Genomic DNA, 16,528 nt, shown 5'->3' on the forward strand with positions numbered 1-16,528 from the left:
TGAAGACGTTGCCGCACGGAGGAAAGGCCCAAAGTTACGGACATGCACCATCCCCCTGACAGGTCGATGCCAGGTGGATGCCAGCGGGCCCGGACACCCTCGAAGACATGAAGTACGCGATCGAAGCCGAAGGGCTCGTCAAGAGATACGGCGACAAGAGCGCGCTCGACGGCGTCGACCTGGCGGCGCGGAGCGGCTCCGTGCTCGGCGTCCTGGGCCCGAACGGCGCGGGCAAGACCACGGCGGTGCGCGTCCTGGCCACCCTGGCCCGCCCTGACGCGGGCCGCGCCCTGGTCGGCGGGTACGACGTCACCCGCCAGGCCGCCAAGGTCCGCGAGCTGATCGGCCTGACCGGCCAGTACGCCTCGGTGGACGAGAAGCTCACCGGCACCCAGAACCTGCTGCTGATAGGCCGCCTGCTCGGCCTGTCGCGGCCGGCGGCCAGGGCCAGGGCCAAGGAGCTGCTGGCCCGATTCGGCCTGGAGGAGGCGGCCGACCGCGCGGCGAGCGGCTACTCGGGCGGCATGCGCCGCCGCCTCGACCTGGCCGTCAGCCTGGTGAGCCGCCCCCGGATCCTGTTCCTCGACGAGCCGACCACCGGCCTGGACCCCCATGCCCGGGGCGAGCTGTGGGACGTGGTCAGGGAGCTGACCGCCGACGGCGTGACCGTGCTGCTGACCACCCAGTACCTGGAGGAGGCCGACCAGCTCGCCGACGACCTGCTGGTCATCGACCGGGGCCGGGTCGCGGCGTCCGGCACGCCCGCGGAGCTCAAGGCGCTGGCGGGCGGGCACCGGCTCGACGTACGGCCGCTGCGCGCCGCCGACCTGGAGAAGGCCGAGACCATCCTCGGCGCGAAGGCCGCCGACGGCGTGGTCAGCGTCCCGGTGCACGACCTCTCGGCGCCGCCCGCCCTGCTGAGGGATCTGGACGACGCGGGCATCGTGCTCGCCGAGCACGCCCTGCGCCTGCCCTCCCTCGACGACGTCTTCCTCACCCTGACCGGAGACCACCGATGACCACCGCGCTTTCCCAGGGCCTCACGCTCGCCTGGCGCAGCCTGATCCCCCTGAAGAACCATCCCGGCCAGCTCTTCGGCCTGCTCTTCCAGCCGGTTTTCATGATCGTCATCTTCGTGTACCTGTTCGGCGGGGCGGCCGGCGGCGACCGGGCGGGCGCGGTGGCGTACATGCTGCCCGGCGTGCTCGTCCAGGTGGCGCTCATGTCGACGATCACCACCGGCATGAACCTGGCCACCGACATCGGCAACGGCGTGTTCGACCGGTTCAGGACCATGCCGATCGCCAGGTCCGCGCCGCTGGCGGGCCGCATCCTGGCGGACCTGCTCACGCTGCTGATCACCATCGTGATGTCCATGGTCGTCGGGTACGCCGTCGGCTTCCGCGTCACGACCGGCCCGCTGAGCGCGCTGGCCGGGCTCGGGCTGGTGCTGCTGCTGGCCATGGCGCTGAGCTGGGGCTCGGCCTGGATCGGGCTGGTCGCCAAGTCCGTCACGTCCATGCAGGGGATGGCGACGGCCGTGCTGCTGCCGCTCACGTTCGGCAGCAGCGCCTTCGTCCCCGCCACCGACATGCCCGGCTGGCTGAGCTGGTGGATGGGCGTCAACCCCGTCTCCCACCTGGCCGGCGCCCTGCGCGGGCTGCTGACCGGCGGCCTGCACCCCTCCGACGTGTGGATCACGCTCGGCTGGACCGCCGCCCTGCTCGTCCTCTTCGCGCCCCTTGCCCTTCGTGCTTACAACAGGAGAGTCCGATGATCGAGACCACCGAGACCATGACCACCCGTGACGGCGCCGAGCTGGTGGCGACGCTGTGGCGGCCGGCCGAGAGCGGGCGCTTCCCCGTGCTGCTGTCGCGCACCCCGTACGGCCGGGGCGCCACGGGCCCCGGGTACCACCTCGACGTGCCCCGCCTGGTGGCCGCCGGGTACGCGGTCGCCATCCAGGACGTCCGCGGCACCGGCGCCTCGCAGGGCGAGTTCCGGTTCATCGGCGGCGAGGCGGCCGACGGGTACGACGCGGTCCGGTGGGCGGCGACCGCACCCTGGTCCGACGGAAATGTCGGCATGTATGGGGACTCGTACCTGGCCATCACCCAGCTCCTCGCGGCCCAGGAGCGCCCCGAGGGCCTGAAGGCCGTCGCGCCGCACGTCTCCCCCGCCGGCCTGTACGAGTGCGTCTACCAGCCGGGCGGCATCCCCAACCTCAACATCATCCTCACCGTCAGCGCGATGGTGCTGGCCGTGGACGAGCTGGACCGCCGGATCGCGCTCGGCACGGCCACGGAGGAGGACAAGGGCCGATACCTGGCGGCCATCGGCCTGCCCCACGGGCTCGACGAGCGCCTGAGGGAGCTGTCGGAGCGGCTGCCGCTCAGCGACCAGCCGCTGCTGGCCGACCTGGTGCCCTTCTACTCGACGTGGATGGACACCCCCGACCCCCTCGACCCGCTCTGGAGCGGCGGCGTCGTCCGGCACGGCGACATCGAGGTGCCCGCGCTGGTCAGCACCGGCTGGTACGACTACTTCCGCGACGGCTCCATCGAGCACTTCGAGCGGCTGGGCGGCGAGTCCCGGCTGATCGTGGGCCCGTGGACGCACTTCACGCACGAGCGGGACATCTGCGGGCGCGACTACGGCGACCAGGCGAGCCAGGAGGCGATCGACTGGACCGGGGTGCACCTCGACTGGTTCGACCACTGGCTGCGCGGGGCGCCCCTGCGCGACCGGGCGAAGGTGAAGATCTTCGTGATGGGCGACGACACGTGGCGCGAGGAGGACGGCTGGCCCGTCCGGCGGGCCAGGCCCGTGCCGTATCACCTGGGCTTCGACGGCGGGCTCGGCACGACGCCCGGGGAGGGCGGGTCGGCGGAGTTCGTCAGCGATCCGGGCGACCCGGTGCCGACGGTCGGCGGGGCGGTCATGACGTTCGACGCGTTCGGCCCGCTCGACCAGCGGCCGCTCGACGGGCGCGGTGACGTCCTGCGCCACCGGACGGCGCCCCTCACCGAGCGGGTGGAGGTGAGCGGCCCGGTCGAGCTGGTCGCGCGGGTCTCCTCGACCGCCACGAGCGCCGACGTGACGGCCAAGCTGATCGACGTCCACCCCGACGGGCGGGCCGAGCTGCTGACCGACGGCATCGCCAGGGTGACGGGCCTGGTGCCCGGCGAGGTGCGCGAGGTGACGGTGCCGCTGGGCGCGATCTCGAACGCCTTCCTGCCCGGGCACCGGATCAGGATCGACGTGTCGGGCTCGAACTTCCCCCGATTCGGGCGGAACCTGGACAAGGGCACCACCACCCTGCACGGCCCCTCCTACGTCGTGCTGCCGACCATCCCGTAGACCTCCTGCCTGGACATGGCCGCGCCCTTGGCGAAGCACTCGTCGTAGTGCTCGTCACCGAGCGCGGCCCTGGCCGTCCGCGCGCCCTCCACGGTGTCGGGCGAGACGTCGCACGGCTCGATCGCCGCCGACGCCCCGAACAGCACGGCCGCCCGCTCCTGGTCGCCCTCGGCCTGCGCCGCCAGCGCGAACCCGGCCAGCACCTGCGACTGCAGCGGCCGGTCCGGGCTGGACGTGCCCAGCACGTCGAGGGCCTGGCGGTGCTGGTCAAGCGCGGCGGCCAGGTCGCCGGCGCGGGCCAGCGCCCGGCCGTACGCGGTCCTGAGCGCGGCGACCAGCTGCACCATCGGCGGGGCCTCGGCGAGCACGGCGAACAGCCCGCGGTAGATCTCCAGGCCCCGGTCCAGGTCGCCGAGGTGGCAGACGTGCGCGGCCTCGGCCAGGCCGAGCAGCAGCCGCGTGTACGCTGTCGTCTCCCCGTCGATGCTGGCCCTGGCCCTGTCCAGGTCCTCGCGCGCGCCGTCCAGGTCGCCGGTCCGCAGCCGCAGCTCCGCCAGCCTGAGCAGCGTCGAGATCGCCTCGTCCGAGCCGACCCAACGGCTGGTCAGCGACCAGGTCTCGGCGATCAGGTCGCCAGTCGGCGCGCCCCGGGCGGCCCGCACCTCGGCCAGGCCCAGCAGCGCCTCGGTCAGCCCCCACCGGTCCCCGAGCTGCCTGAACCCGGCCACCGACCGCTCCAGCCGCTCCTCGCTGCGCATCCGGCCGCCGACCATGAGGGCGGAGCTGGACAACCAGAGGTCGTCGCTTTCGATGTACGCCTCGATCAGCTCGGCGGCGCGGTCGTCCTCCCCCGCGGCGGCGGCCATGACGGCCCTGCTGAGCCTGATCATCGGATGCAGCGGCCCCTCCCGCTCGGCCCGCTCGATCAGCCGGTCCATCAGCCCCGACAGCGCCTGCATGGCGGGCCGGTCGTTGACGATCGTGCCGAACTTGTCCACGCCGTACGCGAACATGCACGCCGTGTACGCCTCGGCCAGCCCGGGAGGCGGATCGTCGCCCACCAGCTCCATCACCTGCATGGCCCAGGTCGCGCTCTCCTTCCGGTAGCCGGTCATCCACCAGTACCAGTTCAGCGCCGCGCACAGCCGCAGCGCCGACCGGGCGTCCCGCTCGTCGATGACGTACCGCAGCGCCGCGGCGAAGTCGTCGCGCTCGGGGGACAGCCGCTCGATCCAGGCGATCTGCGCGGCCGTCCGCAGCTCGGGCACCGCCCGTTCGGCCAGGTCCACCAGGTACGCCGCGTGCCGCCGCCGGTACTCGCCGACCTCGTCCGCCTCCGCCAGCCGTTCGAGCGCGTAGGCGCGGATGGTCTCCAGCATCGAGTAGCGGCCCTCGGCCGAGACCTGGACCAGCGACTTGTCGGCCAGCGCGCCCAGCACGTCCGCCGCTCCCCCGCAGACCGCCTCGACGGTCTCCAGCGTCGCGCCGCCCGCGAACACGCCCAGCCGCCTGGCCAGCACCCGCTCCTGCTCGCCCAGGAGCTCCCAGCTCCACTCCACGACCGCTCTGAGCGTCTGCTGGCGCGGCAGCGCGGTCCTGCTGCCGCCGGTGAGCAGCTTGAACCGGTCGTCGATGCGGTCGGCGAGCTGCCTCGGCGTCATGGTGCGCAGCCGGGCCGCGGCCAGCTCGATGGCCAGCGGCATGCCGTCCAGCCTGCGGCAGAGCGCCACCACCGAGGCCACGTTCCCGCCGTCGACGGCGAACCCCGGCCGCGCGGCCCCGGCCCGGTCGAGCAGCAGCCGGACCGACGGGTACGCCCCCGCCTGCTCGGCGCTCGCCCCCACGGGCGGCGGCTCCAGCGGTGGGACGGGAGCGAGGTGCTCGCCGGGCAGGTTGAGCGGCTCCCGGCTGGTGGCCAGCACCCTCAGGTCCTGGCAGTCCGTCAGCAGCCGCTCGGCCAGCTCGGCGGCGGCGTCGACGAGGTGCTCGCAGTTGTCCAGGACGAGCAACGCGGAGCGGCCCGCGAGGGCCTCGGCCACCTGCTCCACCGGGCCGCTCCCTCCGGCGGGCAGCCGGTACGGCGGGCGGTCGTCACGCAGGCCGAGCGCGTCGAGCACGGCGCCCGCGACATCGGCCGGGTCGCTGACCGGGGCCAGCTCGACCATCCAGACCGCCTCCGCCGACCGGAGCGCCACCTCCGTGGCCAGCCTGGTCTTGCCCGCGCCGCCGGGGCCTACGAGCGTGACGATCCTGGCCCGGCCGAGCAGGGTGCCCAGCTGGTCCAGCTCGGCCTCGCGGCCGATGAAGCTGGTCCGCGGGGTCCGTACGTTGCCCCGCTGCCTGACCTGGGCCATCGGAGGCGCCGGGCGAGCCGGGACCTCTCCCGACAGGACCGCCAGATGGGCGGCGCGCAGCTCGGGCCCGGGATCGACGCCGAGCTCGTCGGCGAGCGTGCGGCGGGTGCGCTCGAACAGCTCCAGCGCCTCCGCCTGCCGCCCCTCCGCGGCCAGCGCCCGCATGGCCAGCGCGCCCAGCCGCTCACGCAGCGGGTGCGCGGCGACCTCCGACGTCAGATCGACCGGCGTGCCCGCCGCCAGCCCGGCCTCGGCGCGGGCCTCGACGGCGGAGAGCCGGTCCTGCTCCAGGGCGGCGGCCGCGTTCGCCAGGAGCGGCACGGAGGTCAGATCGGCCAGCGCCGGTCCCCGCCAGAGCTCCAGGCCGTCCCCCTTTCCGGCCCCTTTTCCGGCCCCTTTCGCGGCCGTCCGCCTGAACCGCAGGGCGTCCACGTCGTCGGGGGCCACGGCCAGCGCGTAACCGCCCGGCCTGCTCTCCACCACCTCGTACGGGCGAAGCGCCACCCGCAGCCGCCTGACCAGCGTCTGGAGGGCGTTGGCCGCGTTGGCGGGCGGGTCGTCCGGCCAGAGGGCGTCGATCAGCCGCTCGGTCGTGACGGTACGGCCGGCTTCGAGCGCCAGCACGGCCAGGAGCGCCCGCAGCCGGAACCCACCGACCGCGATCGGTCCCCCGTCGCCCTCGACCTCCAGCGGCCCGAGAATGCAAATCCGCACATGTCACATCCTGCCCTGCCCCTCCGCTCCTCCGGCAACGCGCGGGTGGGGTGAAAAGAACCGGCCAGGGTCCGGGGAGGACCCTGGCCGGACCGGAAGGGGTCAGAAGTCGTCAGGGGTGCGGATGCGGTCCCGGACCCAGACCCCGGCGGGCTTGAGACGGGAGGTGCCGGCGAAGGTGCCGTTCGGGCAGGTGCCCTCGGTGAAGACGGCGCCCGAGCGGAAGTCGTCCGAGTAGTTCCAGTTCACCCAGCTGATCTTCTTCTGGGCCAGCAGATCGAGGTACTGCTGCGACCGCGTGAAGTTGTTCGACCCGTCCCCGGAGGCCGTCTGGGTGCCGAACTCCGTGACGAAGATCGGGATCCGGTCGGCGGCCCTGGACAGCGTGTTGAGGTATTCGCTGCCGTGAGAGGCCGCGTAGAAGTGGAACGTGTACATGATGTTGGCGGCGTTGACCGGGTTGCTGATGATCTCCGACTCGGTCGCCCCGTCCGAGACGCCCAGCGACGACCAGGCGCGGGTGCCCACCAGGATCGGGGTCTCCGGGTCGTACTGCCTGATCACCGGGATGAGCTGGTTGGCGTAGTTCCTGATGGTGGACCAGGAGACGCCGTTGGGCTCGTTGGCGATCTCGTAGAGCAGGTTGTTCTTGCCGTTGTGCCGCTGGGCGATCTCGGTGAAGAACGTCTTGGCCCGCGACAGGTTGTAGTTGGGGTCGCCCGGGTCGAGCATGTGCCAGTCGACGATGGCGTACATGCCGCGGGCGGTGGCCTGCTCGATCAGGTTGTGCACCCGGTCGGTGAACAGCCGGGGGTTGGTCTCGTAACCGTCCTCCTGGATGTACATGGAGATCCGCAGGACGTCGGCCTTCCAGTCGTTGGCCAGCGCGTCCAGGGAGGCGGTGTTGAGGCACTGGGAGTACCACTGCAGGCCGTGGCTGCTCATGCCGCGCAGCTGGATCTGCTTGCCGTGCTCGTTGCACAGCTTGACCCCGCACACCTGCAGCTGCCCGTTGGCCTGGACGGGCGTGCCGGTGCCGGAGGAGGTGCCGAGGACCAGGCGGTCGAGGTTCGGGCCGCCGTTGGCGGTGGTGGCGGTGGCGCGGACGGTGTTGGTCCCGGCGTTGAGCGTGGTGGTGACCGTGGCCTCCTGCCAGGTGGTCCAGGCGCCGGTGCCGGGGAAGTCCCTGGTGGTGGCGGTGCCGTTCACGGCGATGGCCATCGGACGATTCACGGTCGTGCCGTTGGCGTACCTCAGGGTGAGGGTGGCGGGGCCGGCGGTGGCGGCGTCGACGGCGAACTCGACGTACGAGCCGGTGATGTTGTCGTAGTTGACGAACCCGGTGCCGCTGTAGCCGGCGTGGTTCGACTCGACCACGCCCTGGGAGACGGTGGCGTTCTCGGCCTCGTACGTGGTCGCGGCCTGCGCTGGGGCTGCTTGCAAGGAGGCGGCGACGATCGCGGCGATGGCGGCGAGCCGCACGGATCGATGCATGGGGGTGAGCTCCTCACTCGTTCATTAGGAAACCTTACTAACGAGTATGGGGAGCGTAGATCGGACCTCCACCGGAGGACAAGACCCAAATTGACGCGAGCAGTCAAAGGGCGCGGTCCACGTGGCCACCCCTAGCCACGCGAACCGCGCCCATCTCGAACGGCGAACCCACGGACAGCAGCGCCGCCAGCCCCAGCGCATCAGCGAGCCCACCTGCATTCCATAGTAAACAAATAGGTATTGAGGGTAAAGCTCAAATTTGCAGGAGAGCGCGGACACGGACAGGCCCCTCGGGGCCGTAGTGGGCCGTGTGCGGGCGCGAGTACCCGGTGCGGCTCACGAGCACCCGGCTCGATGACCTTGACCGGCCCCGCGCCGATCCGGTCCTTCGTGTCGTAGATGTGGATTGACGAGGAGCGCCGGCCGGGGACGACCAGGCAGCGCCGTTCGACGCGTGCGCCACAGAGCCGACGGGTGCAAATGCGCGCCGCAGAGCCGTGGGGGCCGAACGGGTGAGGAAGTTGGCGGTTTACAAGGTCTGCTCATCGTGATGGATTCGGGAATTGACTTCCTCCCCACGGCTAAGCCGGGGGATTCCAACCTTCACAGGTTGGGGTTCCTGCTTCGTCGGCGACCGCACCCGAGAGGACTCGGAGTGTCTGACGTCACCTCCACAGGCAGACACGGCACGACCTGCCGCCAAGATGTTCTTCGCGGCGTTGATGTCCCTGTCATGCAGGGTGCCGCAGCCCGGGCACGTCCAGCGCCGGGTGGAAAGGCTCAGCCCGGCGAGCAGATGCCCGCACTTGCTGCACGTTTTCGAGCTGGGATGCCACCGGTCGATCACGATCAGGCGACGGCCGTACTTGGCGGTCTTGTACTCCAGCATGCGACGGAAGGCACCCCACCCGCAGTCGGAGATCGCTTTGGCCAAGCGGCGGTTGCGGACCATGTTCTTAACGGCGAGATCTTCGATCACGATCACGTCGTGGTCGCGGACCAGGCGGGTGCTGGTCTTGTGCAGGAAGTCAGCCCGAGACGTGGCGACCTTGCGGTGGGCACGGGCGACCTTTGCCTTGGCCTTCTTGCGGTTGTTCGACCCGCGCCGCTTGCGGGCCATGCGCCGCTGGTAGCGGGCCAGGTTGCGTTCCCGTTTGGCCAGCAAGCGCGGGTTGGGGATCTTCTCGCCGTCACTGGTGACCGCGAAGTCCTTCACCCCGAGGTCCACGCCGGCCATGGCACCTGTTACCGGGGGCTGCTCGGGGTCGACGATATCCACCGCGAAGGAGATGTACCAGCGCCCGCACGGGTCACGCGAGACGGTCACCGTGGTCGGGTCGATCGTCGCAGGGTCCACGTCGGGCCAGGACCACGCGAACTTCAGCGGGGCGTCCATCTTCGCCAGGAACAGGCGCCCGTCGCGGTAGCGGAAGCCCGAGCGCGTGTACTCGGCGGCCTGCCGTCCCGTCCGGGACTTGTAGCGCGGATAGCGGGCCCGCTTGGCGAAGAAGTTCGCGAACGCTTTCTGTTGAGTGCGCAGGACCTGCTGGAGCGGGACGGAGGAGACCTTGCCCAGGAAGGCGAACTCCTCGACCTGCTTGAGCTGGGTCAGATAGGTGTTGGCCTGGGGGACGTTGGTGGACAGCCTCTCGCCGTACCAGCGGGCGTGACGCCAGGCCAGCACGCGGTTCCACACCAGGCGCACACAGCCGAACGTGCGGTTCAGCACGCTGGCCTGCTCGGGCGTGGGGTAGGCCCGGCACTTGTACGCCGTCCTCACAGAGATCATCTTAGCGGAGGGCTTAGCAGGCTGCACGCGATCTGCTCAACGACATTCCGCCTGACGGCGGGCTGTCTATGCCTGCCCCGCTCCGCGGGGAACTCACATTCCTGCCCAGGGCTAAAGCCCGGGGTCTCCAGCGAAAGGAACCAGATGAGCGTGCAGGGCACTTGCGACTCCCGGTTCTCCCAGGTCGCGGAGGAGTTCGAGGGCAACCTCGCCCGCCGCGGCGAGGTGGGCGCGTCGGTGTGCGTGATCGTCGGCGGCGAGGTGGTCGTCGACCTGTGGGGCGGCGAGGCCGCGCCGGGCGTCCCGTGGCAGAGCGGCACGATCGGGCACGTCTGGTCGTGCACCAAGGGCGCGACGGCGCTCTGCGCCCACATCCTGGCCTCGCGGGGCGAGCTCGACCTCGACGCGCCGGTCACCCGCTACTGGCCCGAGTACGGCGCCGGCGGCAAGGGCGGGACGCTCGTCCGGCACCTGCTCGCCCACCAGGCCGGGCTGCCCGTACTGCGCGAGCAGCTGCCGCCCGGCGCGTTCTACGACTGGAAGCTGATGGCCGACAGGCTCGCGGGCGAGGAGCCGTTCTGGGAGCCGGGCAGCAGGCACGGATACCACGCGCTGACGTTCGGCTACCTGGTCGGGGAGGTCGTCCGGCGGGTGAGCGGACGCTCGCTCGGGACGTTCTTCCGCGAGGAGGTCGCCGAGCCGCTGGGCCTGGAGTTCTGGCTGGGCCTCCCGGAGGAGTACGAGCACCGGGTCGCGCCGACGATCCCCGCCGACCCGCCCGCGACGCCGCCCTCCTTCTACGTCAAGGCGTTCACGGACCCGGCCTCGATGCCCGCGCTGCTGCTGGCGAACGAGGGCGGCTACATGACGCCCGGCGAGTCGGACAGCCGGGCGGCGCACGCGGCCGAGTTCGGGGCCATCGGGGCGATCACGAACGCCCGGGGCCTGGCCGGGATGTACCGGCCGCTGTCGCTGGGCGGCGGCGGCCTGGTCACCGGGGAGCACCTGGTCCACATGTCGCTCACCGCCTCGGCGGGCACCGACGCGGTGCTGGCGGTGCCGTCGCGGTTCTCGCTCGGCTTCGTGAAGGCGGCGGACAACCGGCACCTGCCGCCCGCCGACCAGGAGGGCGCGCTCCTGTCGGCGACCGCGTTCGGGCACGTGGGCATGGGCGGCTCGGTCGGCTTCTGCGACCCGGCGGCGCGCCTGGCGTTCGGCTACTCGATGAACAAGCAGGGCATCGGCCTCGGGATCAACGAGCGCGGCCAGGCGCTGGTGGACGCCACATACCAGGCGCTCGGCTACAGGCAGGTATACGGCGGGATATGGTACGCGCCAGGCGAGATATCGTGATGTGCGGTTTGATCCTCCCCCTGGAGTAAGAGGCATGTTCTTCGGCATCACCAATTTCTGGACCTATGTCATCGGCGCCTTGCTGATCATTCTGCTGCCCGGCCCGAACTCGCTGTACGTGCTCAGCTTCGCCGCCCAGAACGGCGTCCGCCAGGGCTACCGGGCCGCGGCCGGCGTCTTCATCGGCGACACCGTGCTGATGTTCCTGACCGCCGCCGGCGCCGCGTCCCTGCTCCGCTCCAACCCGCTGCTCTTCACGATCGTCAAGTACGCCGGCGCCGGCTACCTGGCCTGGATCGGCTTCCAGATGATCAGGGGCGCCTGGCGATCGAGGAAGGCGACCGAGGAGGAGAAGCCGCAGGTCAAGATCGAGCGCCAGCCGCGCCCGTTCCGCAAGGCCCTGGTGATCAGCCTGCTGAACCCGAAGGCCATCCTCTTCTTCGTCTCGTTCTTCGTCCAGTTCGTCGACCCGGGCTACGCGGCCCCCGCGCTGTCGTTCCTCATCCTGGGCGCGATCATCCAGGTGTTCAGCTTCCTCTACCTGACGGCGCTGATCTTCGGCGGGACCTTCCTGGCCAACCAGTTCAGCCGGCGCAGGAAGCTCAGCGCCGGTCTGACCACCGGAGTCGGCGCTCTGTTCCTCGGATTCGGCGCGAAGCTCGCCACTTCGTCACTCAGTTGAAAGCCTGCCGTAAGACCTCGCTGTTTTCGTGGAAACAGATGGAACGCGTCAAAAGAGGCAGTCGCATCACCTCTCCTCGGGTACGGTAAGCCACCGGCGTGCTTCCCGGGACGCGGGTGATGCCGCGCTGGTTACGGCGAGCGGTCCATCTGGCAAGCCATGTCCCCCGAAGCCCGGGTAGACGCTGATCATCGGCCTATCTGCGGAGCAGCCTTGAACCATCCCCCGGTCCACCTTCCACGCCTGACGGCACTCGCCCGGCAGGCGGCCCCCAGGCTGCTCGAAGGCGTCGTGGCGCCGCTGGCGGTGTTCTACCTGGCCATGATGGTCCTGGGATTCAAGGGGGCGCTCATCGCCACCGTCGCCTGGGTCTACATCGGGGTGGGGTGGCGGCTGATCAGGCGGGTCAAGGTGCCCGCCACCATGTTCCTGGCCGCGTTCGCGATCACGGTCCGCGCTCTCGTGGCGTTCTGGACCGGCACGTGGATGTGGTTCTTCATCCAGCCGGAGATGGGCACGATCTGCATCAGCATCGCGTTCCTCGCCTCCGTCCGGCTCAACCGGCCGCTCGTGCAGAAGCTCACGCTCGACTACATCCATCTGCCGTCGGCGGTGCTCAAGCACGAGCGGGTCCGCAGGTTCTTCGCCAGGATCACGCTGCTGTGGGCGTTCGTGCTGCTCATGAACTCGACGCTCAGCATCGCCCTGGCCGTCCACGAATACCTGGCCGGGTCGCTCGGCGGGTTCATGGTGCTGAGGACGTCAGCGGTGGCCGTGATCAGCGGACTGGCGATCGCGTTCTCCATCTTCGCCTTCAAGCGGGTGCTCCGCCGGCTGAACGTCGCCCACACCTGACCGTTCGGCCAGCAGGAACGCCCCGCACATCCCCATGACCAGCCCCGTCAGCATGCCGAACAGCTCGGTCAGCTCCGCGCCCGGCGCGCCGAGCGGCGCCCGTACGGAGCTGATGATCATCACGTAGAGCCCGCCGGCGAACAGCGAGCCCGAGCCGAGCCAGGTCGCCACCAGCGGCGCCCAGAACGGGCCGCGCCCGCGCCGCCGGACCATCAGCACGAGCGCGACGGCCCCGGCGACGGCCAGCAGGCCCTCGACGCGGTCCTGGAGGCCCCCGGCGAGCTTGACCGCGCCGATCGGCCCGGCCACCAGCAGAGCGCCCCAGGCCACGACCGTCTGGAACGACCGGGTCGGACTGGCGAACGCGTGATCGATCCGGGTGGTGAAGACGCCCGGCCACCGGTCGCGCGAGTAGAGCACGAAGGCCGTCATGAGGCCGACACCCTGCGCGACGAACCCGCCGTAGACCATCATGTAGATCCACGGCTCGATGGCCCCGCCGGTCTCGAAGACCGCCAGCCCCCCGGTCAGCACCATGATCGGCGCCGTGACGATCACCACGGCCAGCAGGCCCGTGCCGACCCAGAGCGGGAGCAGCACGAGCCAGGCCGGCAGCCGCAGTCCCCACCGCATGGTGAACGCCAGCGCCAGCACCAGCCCGACCGCCTCCATGCCGAACGTCATCGTGTTGAGCCCGATCATCGCCGGGTCGGTCATGAAGGCCGGATCGGCGACCCCCACCGGGTGTCCCGTCAGCCAGAGCGTCTTCAGCGTGAGGTACGGCAGCATCGCGGCGATCGCGACGATCGCGGCGGTGACGCGGCCTATCTCCGGTCTGCGTTCAGTCATGCTCCGAGCGTCGCCCGGCGGGCCGGTGATTCCCTCCCGAGCCGCGGGGATCCTGCTCCCCCGCGCGGGGGATGCTCACGTCCAGCTCGAAGCCGTCGCCGACCGGGCCGGCGGTCAAGGTGCCCCCGGCCAGCCGGACGCGCTCGCGCAGGCCCGCCAACCCCAGCCCGCCGGGCAGCGCGAGGGGCCGGGCGCGCGGCCGGCCGCTGCGCACGGTGACGCGCTCCGGCGAGACCCGTACCCCGACCGGGGCTCCGGGGGCGTGCTTGGCGGCGTTCGTGAGCCCTTCCTGGACCACCGCGTGCGCCAGGTCGGGCACCGGCCCCGGCGCCAGGTCCAGGGTGATCGGCATGCCGGAGTCCCTGGCCCGCCGCACCAGCTCGGTCACGTCCTCGTTCACGGGTGACAGCGGCGCCGCGTCGGAGTCCTCGCGCAGCAGCCCGATGATCTGGCGCAGCCGGTCCGTGGCGTCGGCCGCCGCCAGCCGCAGCTCCCCCGCCGCCCTGACCTGCGTCTCGGCCAGCCCCTGGGCCATCTCCAGCCCGGCCGCCCGCACCGCGATCAGAGCCAGGTCGTGGCCGAGGGAGTCGTGCATCTGCCGCGCGATCCTGGCCCGCTCGCGCAGCCGCGCCTGCGCCTCGGCGGCCAGCCCCGCCTGCGTGCGCCCCTGCAGCAGCCTGCGCCTGAGCAGCCCCAGCAGGTACGGCACCACGTACGTGCCGAGCAGCGCGGTCACCATGGACACCCACAGGGCGAGGTCGCCGCCCTTGGCCAGCACGACGCCCACGCCGACGGCCGAGATCAGGCAGAACGCCAGCGGCGCGGGCCAGAGCACGGCCAGGCGCCGCCCGGTGAGGTAGGCGTACCACATGATGAACGGCGAGCTGGCCAGCAGCGGCAGGATCTTCACGTTGCGCCTGGGCAGCAGCCAGCTCAGGTCCACGGTCGCGAACCCCTCGCTGAACTGCCACGGCCCCAGCGGCAACAGCAGCACCAGCGCGGCCAGCGGCCAGCGGCGGCCCACCAGCACCGCGACCGTGGCCAGCCCGATCCTGGGCAGGCTCACCATGGCGAAGGCGGCCGGATCCACGAACGGGTCAGGGCCCATGGCCGCCACGAAGATGCCGAGCACGGCCCAGAGCAGCAGGTCGTAGACCACCTGGCGGCGGCTCTCCCGGCGAAGACGTCTCACCGGACCGACGGTAGCCGCCTCCCGAGCCCGCGGATGCCGCCGGAAGTCAGCCGGCGACCCTGACGAAAGTCAGGGTAGGGCGGCGCCCACTGCCGCGGTAGAGCTAGCCCCACCCCGAAAGCGCCTACCTCCACTCCTGTTTCGGCCTGCGGAAACCGGTTTGATCGATGGTGTCACCCGGAGGTCGGAACCGGGCCCCCGACGAAAGTAGGGGGCGGTGCGTGCCGATCGTCCGATGTGCCGTGACCTGCGGAGTTTCTACCTTCATGGGGTACCGGCCCTGATCCGCGTAAGGGATGGGTCCGCGTTCGACCCGGGGCATCCCCGATGTCCCCGGCCGTGCCACGCAGACACGCTGTGTGGGTGCCCTAACGATCGGAGTGAACACTCATGTCGCATGCCATTCTCGACCTGGTCCAGCAGGTGATGTCATCACCTTGGTTATACGCGGCGCTGTTCGGGCTCGCGCTGCTCGACGGGTTCTTCCCGATCGTGCCGGCCGAGACGTCAGTGATCACCGCCGCGGTGTTCGCCGCCTCCGGCGAGACGAACCTGGCCCTGGTCATCGTGGCGGCGGCTCTGGGCGCCTTCGCCGGTGACCACATCTCCTACCTGATCGGCAACAAGTCGGCAGGCAGGCTGCGGAACAAGAAGGCGTTCGTCTGGGCCCGCGACACGCTGGCCGAGCGGGGCGGCCTCGTCCTCGTGGTGGCCAGGTACATCCCCGGCGGGCGCACCGCGACCACGCTGACCATGGGCGCCGTACGGCATCCGCTGCGCTCGTTCACGTTCTTCGACGCGATCGCGGCGAGCTCGTGGGCGGTGTACTCGGGGCTGATCGGCTTCTTCGGCGGCATGGCCTTCGAGAACGACCCGATCAAGGGCCTGCTCCTCGGCCTGGGCATCGCGGTGTCCATCACCGCGCTCGTCGAGCTCGTGAGATGGCTCAGGAAGCGACGCGCCATCCAGGCTTCCCCAGAACGTCTTCCCGCGGACACGTCCGTTTGACCCTGTCTGGCAACCATCCGTCTGAAAGGAGTGCGAAATGACTGTGCTGGCCGCGGCGATCGCCCTGGTCGGTTCGCTGTTCTTCGCGCTCGGAGCCGCTCTGCAGCAGTTCGAAGCAGCCGGGTCGGCCAAACCGGGGCTGCTCGCCCTACTGCGGAAACCGCGCTGGCTGATCGGCGGCGCGTCCATTCTGACGGGTGGTGGCCTGCACATCGTGGCACTCGGGCTCGGGCCGCTGACCGTCGTCCAGCCGATGGGCGTGGCGAGCCTGCTGTTCGCCCTGCCCCTCGCCGCCGCGCTGCACGGCCGCAAGCCCTCCCCCAAGGAGCTGGCGGCCGCGGGTGTGGTGGCGGCCGGGCTGGTCGGGCTCGTCCTGCTGGTCCCCAACTCGGAAGGTCCCACCTACCTCGGCCCGGACGGAGTGCTCACCCTGCTCGGCGTGGCCGGAGTCGCGGCGGTCCTGCTGTGGGCCGCCTCGCGGGCGGCCTCGCCGGCGGGCCGGGCCGCCCTGCTCGCGACCAGCTCGGGCGTGCTCTACGGCGCGACGGCCACGCTCATGCGCGTGCTGCTGGACGGCACCTGGAACTGGTGGTACGTGCTGGCGCTGCCGGTGCCCCTGCTGCTGGCGCTGGTGATGCTCCAGCGGGCCTACGCGGTCGGGCACTTCGGCGTCTCGTTCGCCTCGCTCCAGATCGCCGACCCGCTCACCGCGGTGGCGTTCGGCGCGCTGCTGCTCGGCGAGCCGGTGCCGACCGGCATCGTGCCGGTCGCGGCGGCGCTCCTGACCGCGGCCGGGACCGTCGCGCTGGCCCGCACCAGCCCGCTGGAGTCCCGCAACAATCCCCCGACTCATTCCCCCACCCCTTTGTGAAACCGGA

Annotated in this window: 13 protein-coding genes; 8 read left to right on the forward strand and 5 right to left on the reverse strand. The window is 71.2% G+C overall.

All coding sequences use genetic code 11. The features are described from left to right. Window positions 1-107 precede the first annotated feature (107 nt). The 3 genes from AB0L65_RS27410 to AB0L65_RS27420 are packed head-to-tail and all read left to right on the forward strand — an operon-like array spanning window position 108 to window position 3,360. On the forward strand, window positions 108-1,019 hold the full coding sequence (locus tag AB0L65_RS27410; protein ID WP_364250519.1) for an ATP-binding cassette domain-containing protein: 912 nt from the start codon (window positions 108-110) through the stop codon (window positions 1,017-1,019). Next, complete coding sequence (locus tag AB0L65_RS27415) at window positions 1,016-1,777, forward strand: ABC transporter permease (RefSeq protein ID WP_364250522.1); 762 nt, start codon at window positions 1,016-1,018, stop codon at window positions 1,775-1,777. Before AB0L65_RS27410 ends, AB0L65_RS27415 begins: the two co-directional genes overlap by 4 nt. Continuing rightward, window positions 1,774-3,360: a CocE/NonD family hydrolase gene (locus tag AB0L65_RS27420; protein ID WP_364250525.1), complete on the forward strand. Its 1,587-nt coding sequence runs from the start codon at window positions 1,774-1,776 to the stop codon at window positions 3,358-3,360. The genes AB0L65_RS27415 and AB0L65_RS27420 overlap by 4 nt, the downstream gene beginning before the upstream one ends. Here the strand turns inward: AB0L65_RS27420 and AB0L65_RS27425 are convergent. The 3 genes from AB0L65_RS27425 to AB0L65_RS27435 form a co-directional block, all read right to left on the reverse strand. Beyond that, window positions 3,333-6,428, reverse strand: a complete 3,096-nt coding sequence (locus AB0L65_RS27425; RefSeq protein WP_364250528.1) for a BTAD domain-containing putative transcriptional regulator — start codon at window positions 6,426-6,428, stop codon at window positions 3,333-3,335. The two genes, AB0L65_RS27420 and AB0L65_RS27425, sit on opposite strands and share 28 nt — an antisense overlap. A gap of 102 nt (window positions 6,429-6,530) precedes the next feature. Then, window positions 6,531-7,922 carry a cellulase family glycosylhydrolase gene (locus AB0L65_RS27430; RefSeq protein ID WP_364250531.1) on the reverse strand — a complete coding sequence of 464 codons (1,392 nt, stop codon included), beginning with the start codon at window positions 7,920-7,922 and terminating at the stop codon, window positions 6,531-6,533. A 529-nt stretch (window positions 7,923-8,451) separates the two neighbouring features. After that, a complete protein-coding gene (locus AB0L65_RS27435; RefSeq protein WP_364250534.1) occupies window positions 8,452-9,702 on the reverse strand; it encodes an RNA-guided endonuclease TnpB family protein in 1,251 nt (416 codons plus the stop codon). Between the two features lie 153 nt (window positions 9,703-9,855). On the opposite strand from AB0L65_RS27435, the gene AB0L65_RS27440 reads away from it, so the two are divergent. The 3 genes from AB0L65_RS27440 (at window position 9,856) to AB0L65_RS27450 (ending at window position 12,601) form a co-directional block, all read left to right on the forward strand. After that, the gene (locus AB0L65_RS27440) at window positions 9,856-11,064 is read left to right on the forward strand and encodes a serine hydrolase domain-containing protein (protein ID WP_364250537.1); all 1,209 of its coding nucleotides are present in this window, start codon (window positions 9,856-9,858) and stop codon (window positions 11,062-11,064) included. 34 nt (window positions 11,065-11,098) lie between these two features. Beyond that, a complete protein-coding gene (gene leuE / locus AB0L65_RS27445) occupies window positions 11,099-11,746 on the forward strand; it encodes a leucine efflux protein LeuE (protein ID WP_364250540.1) in 648 nt (215 codons plus the stop codon). A 213-nt stretch (window positions 11,747-11,959) separates the two neighbouring features. Then, the gene (locus AB0L65_RS27450; protein WP_350738909.1) at window positions 11,960-12,601 is read left to right on the forward strand and encodes a VC0807 family protein; all 642 of its coding nucleotides are present in this window, start codon (window positions 11,960-11,962) and stop codon (window positions 12,599-12,601) included. Here the strand turns inward: AB0L65_RS27450 and AB0L65_RS27455 are convergent. Then, complete coding sequence (locus tag AB0L65_RS27455; protein WP_364250543.1) at window positions 12,509-13,450, reverse strand: hypothetical protein; 942 nt, start codon at window positions 13,448-13,450, stop codon at window positions 12,509-12,511. The two genes, AB0L65_RS27450 and AB0L65_RS27455, sit on opposite strands and share 93 nt — an antisense overlap. After that, window positions 13,443-14,642, reverse strand: a complete 1,200-nt coding sequence (locus AB0L65_RS27460; RefSeq protein WP_364250546.1) for a histidine kinase — start codon at window positions 14,640-14,642, stop codon at window positions 13,443-13,445. The genes AB0L65_RS27455 and AB0L65_RS27460 overlap by 8 nt, the downstream gene beginning before the upstream one ends. Before the next feature lie 390 nt (window positions 14,643-15,032). On the opposite strand from AB0L65_RS27460, the gene AB0L65_RS27465 reads away from it, so the two are divergent. Together AB0L65_RS27465 and AB0L65_RS27470 are read left to right on the forward strand one after the other, a co-directional pair. Further along, window positions 15,033-15,650: a DedA family protein gene (locus tag AB0L65_RS27465; protein ID WP_350738918.1), complete on the forward strand. Its 618-nt coding sequence runs from the start codon at window positions 15,033-15,035 to the stop codon at window positions 15,648-15,650. A gap of 37 nt (window positions 15,651-15,687) precedes the next feature. Beyond that, window positions 15,688-16,521, forward strand: coding sequence for a DMT family transporter (locus AB0L65_RS27470; RefSeq protein ID WP_355210037.1), 834 nt, complete (start codon window positions 15,688-15,690; stop codon window positions 16,519-16,521). Window positions 16,522-16,528: the final 7 nt, after the last annotated feature.

This window comes from Nonomuraea sp. NPDC052116 (assembly GCF_040680035.1).
GTDB lineage: Bacteria > Actinomycetota > Actinomycetes > Streptosporangiales > Streptosporangiaceae > Nonomuraea > Nonomuraea angiospora_A.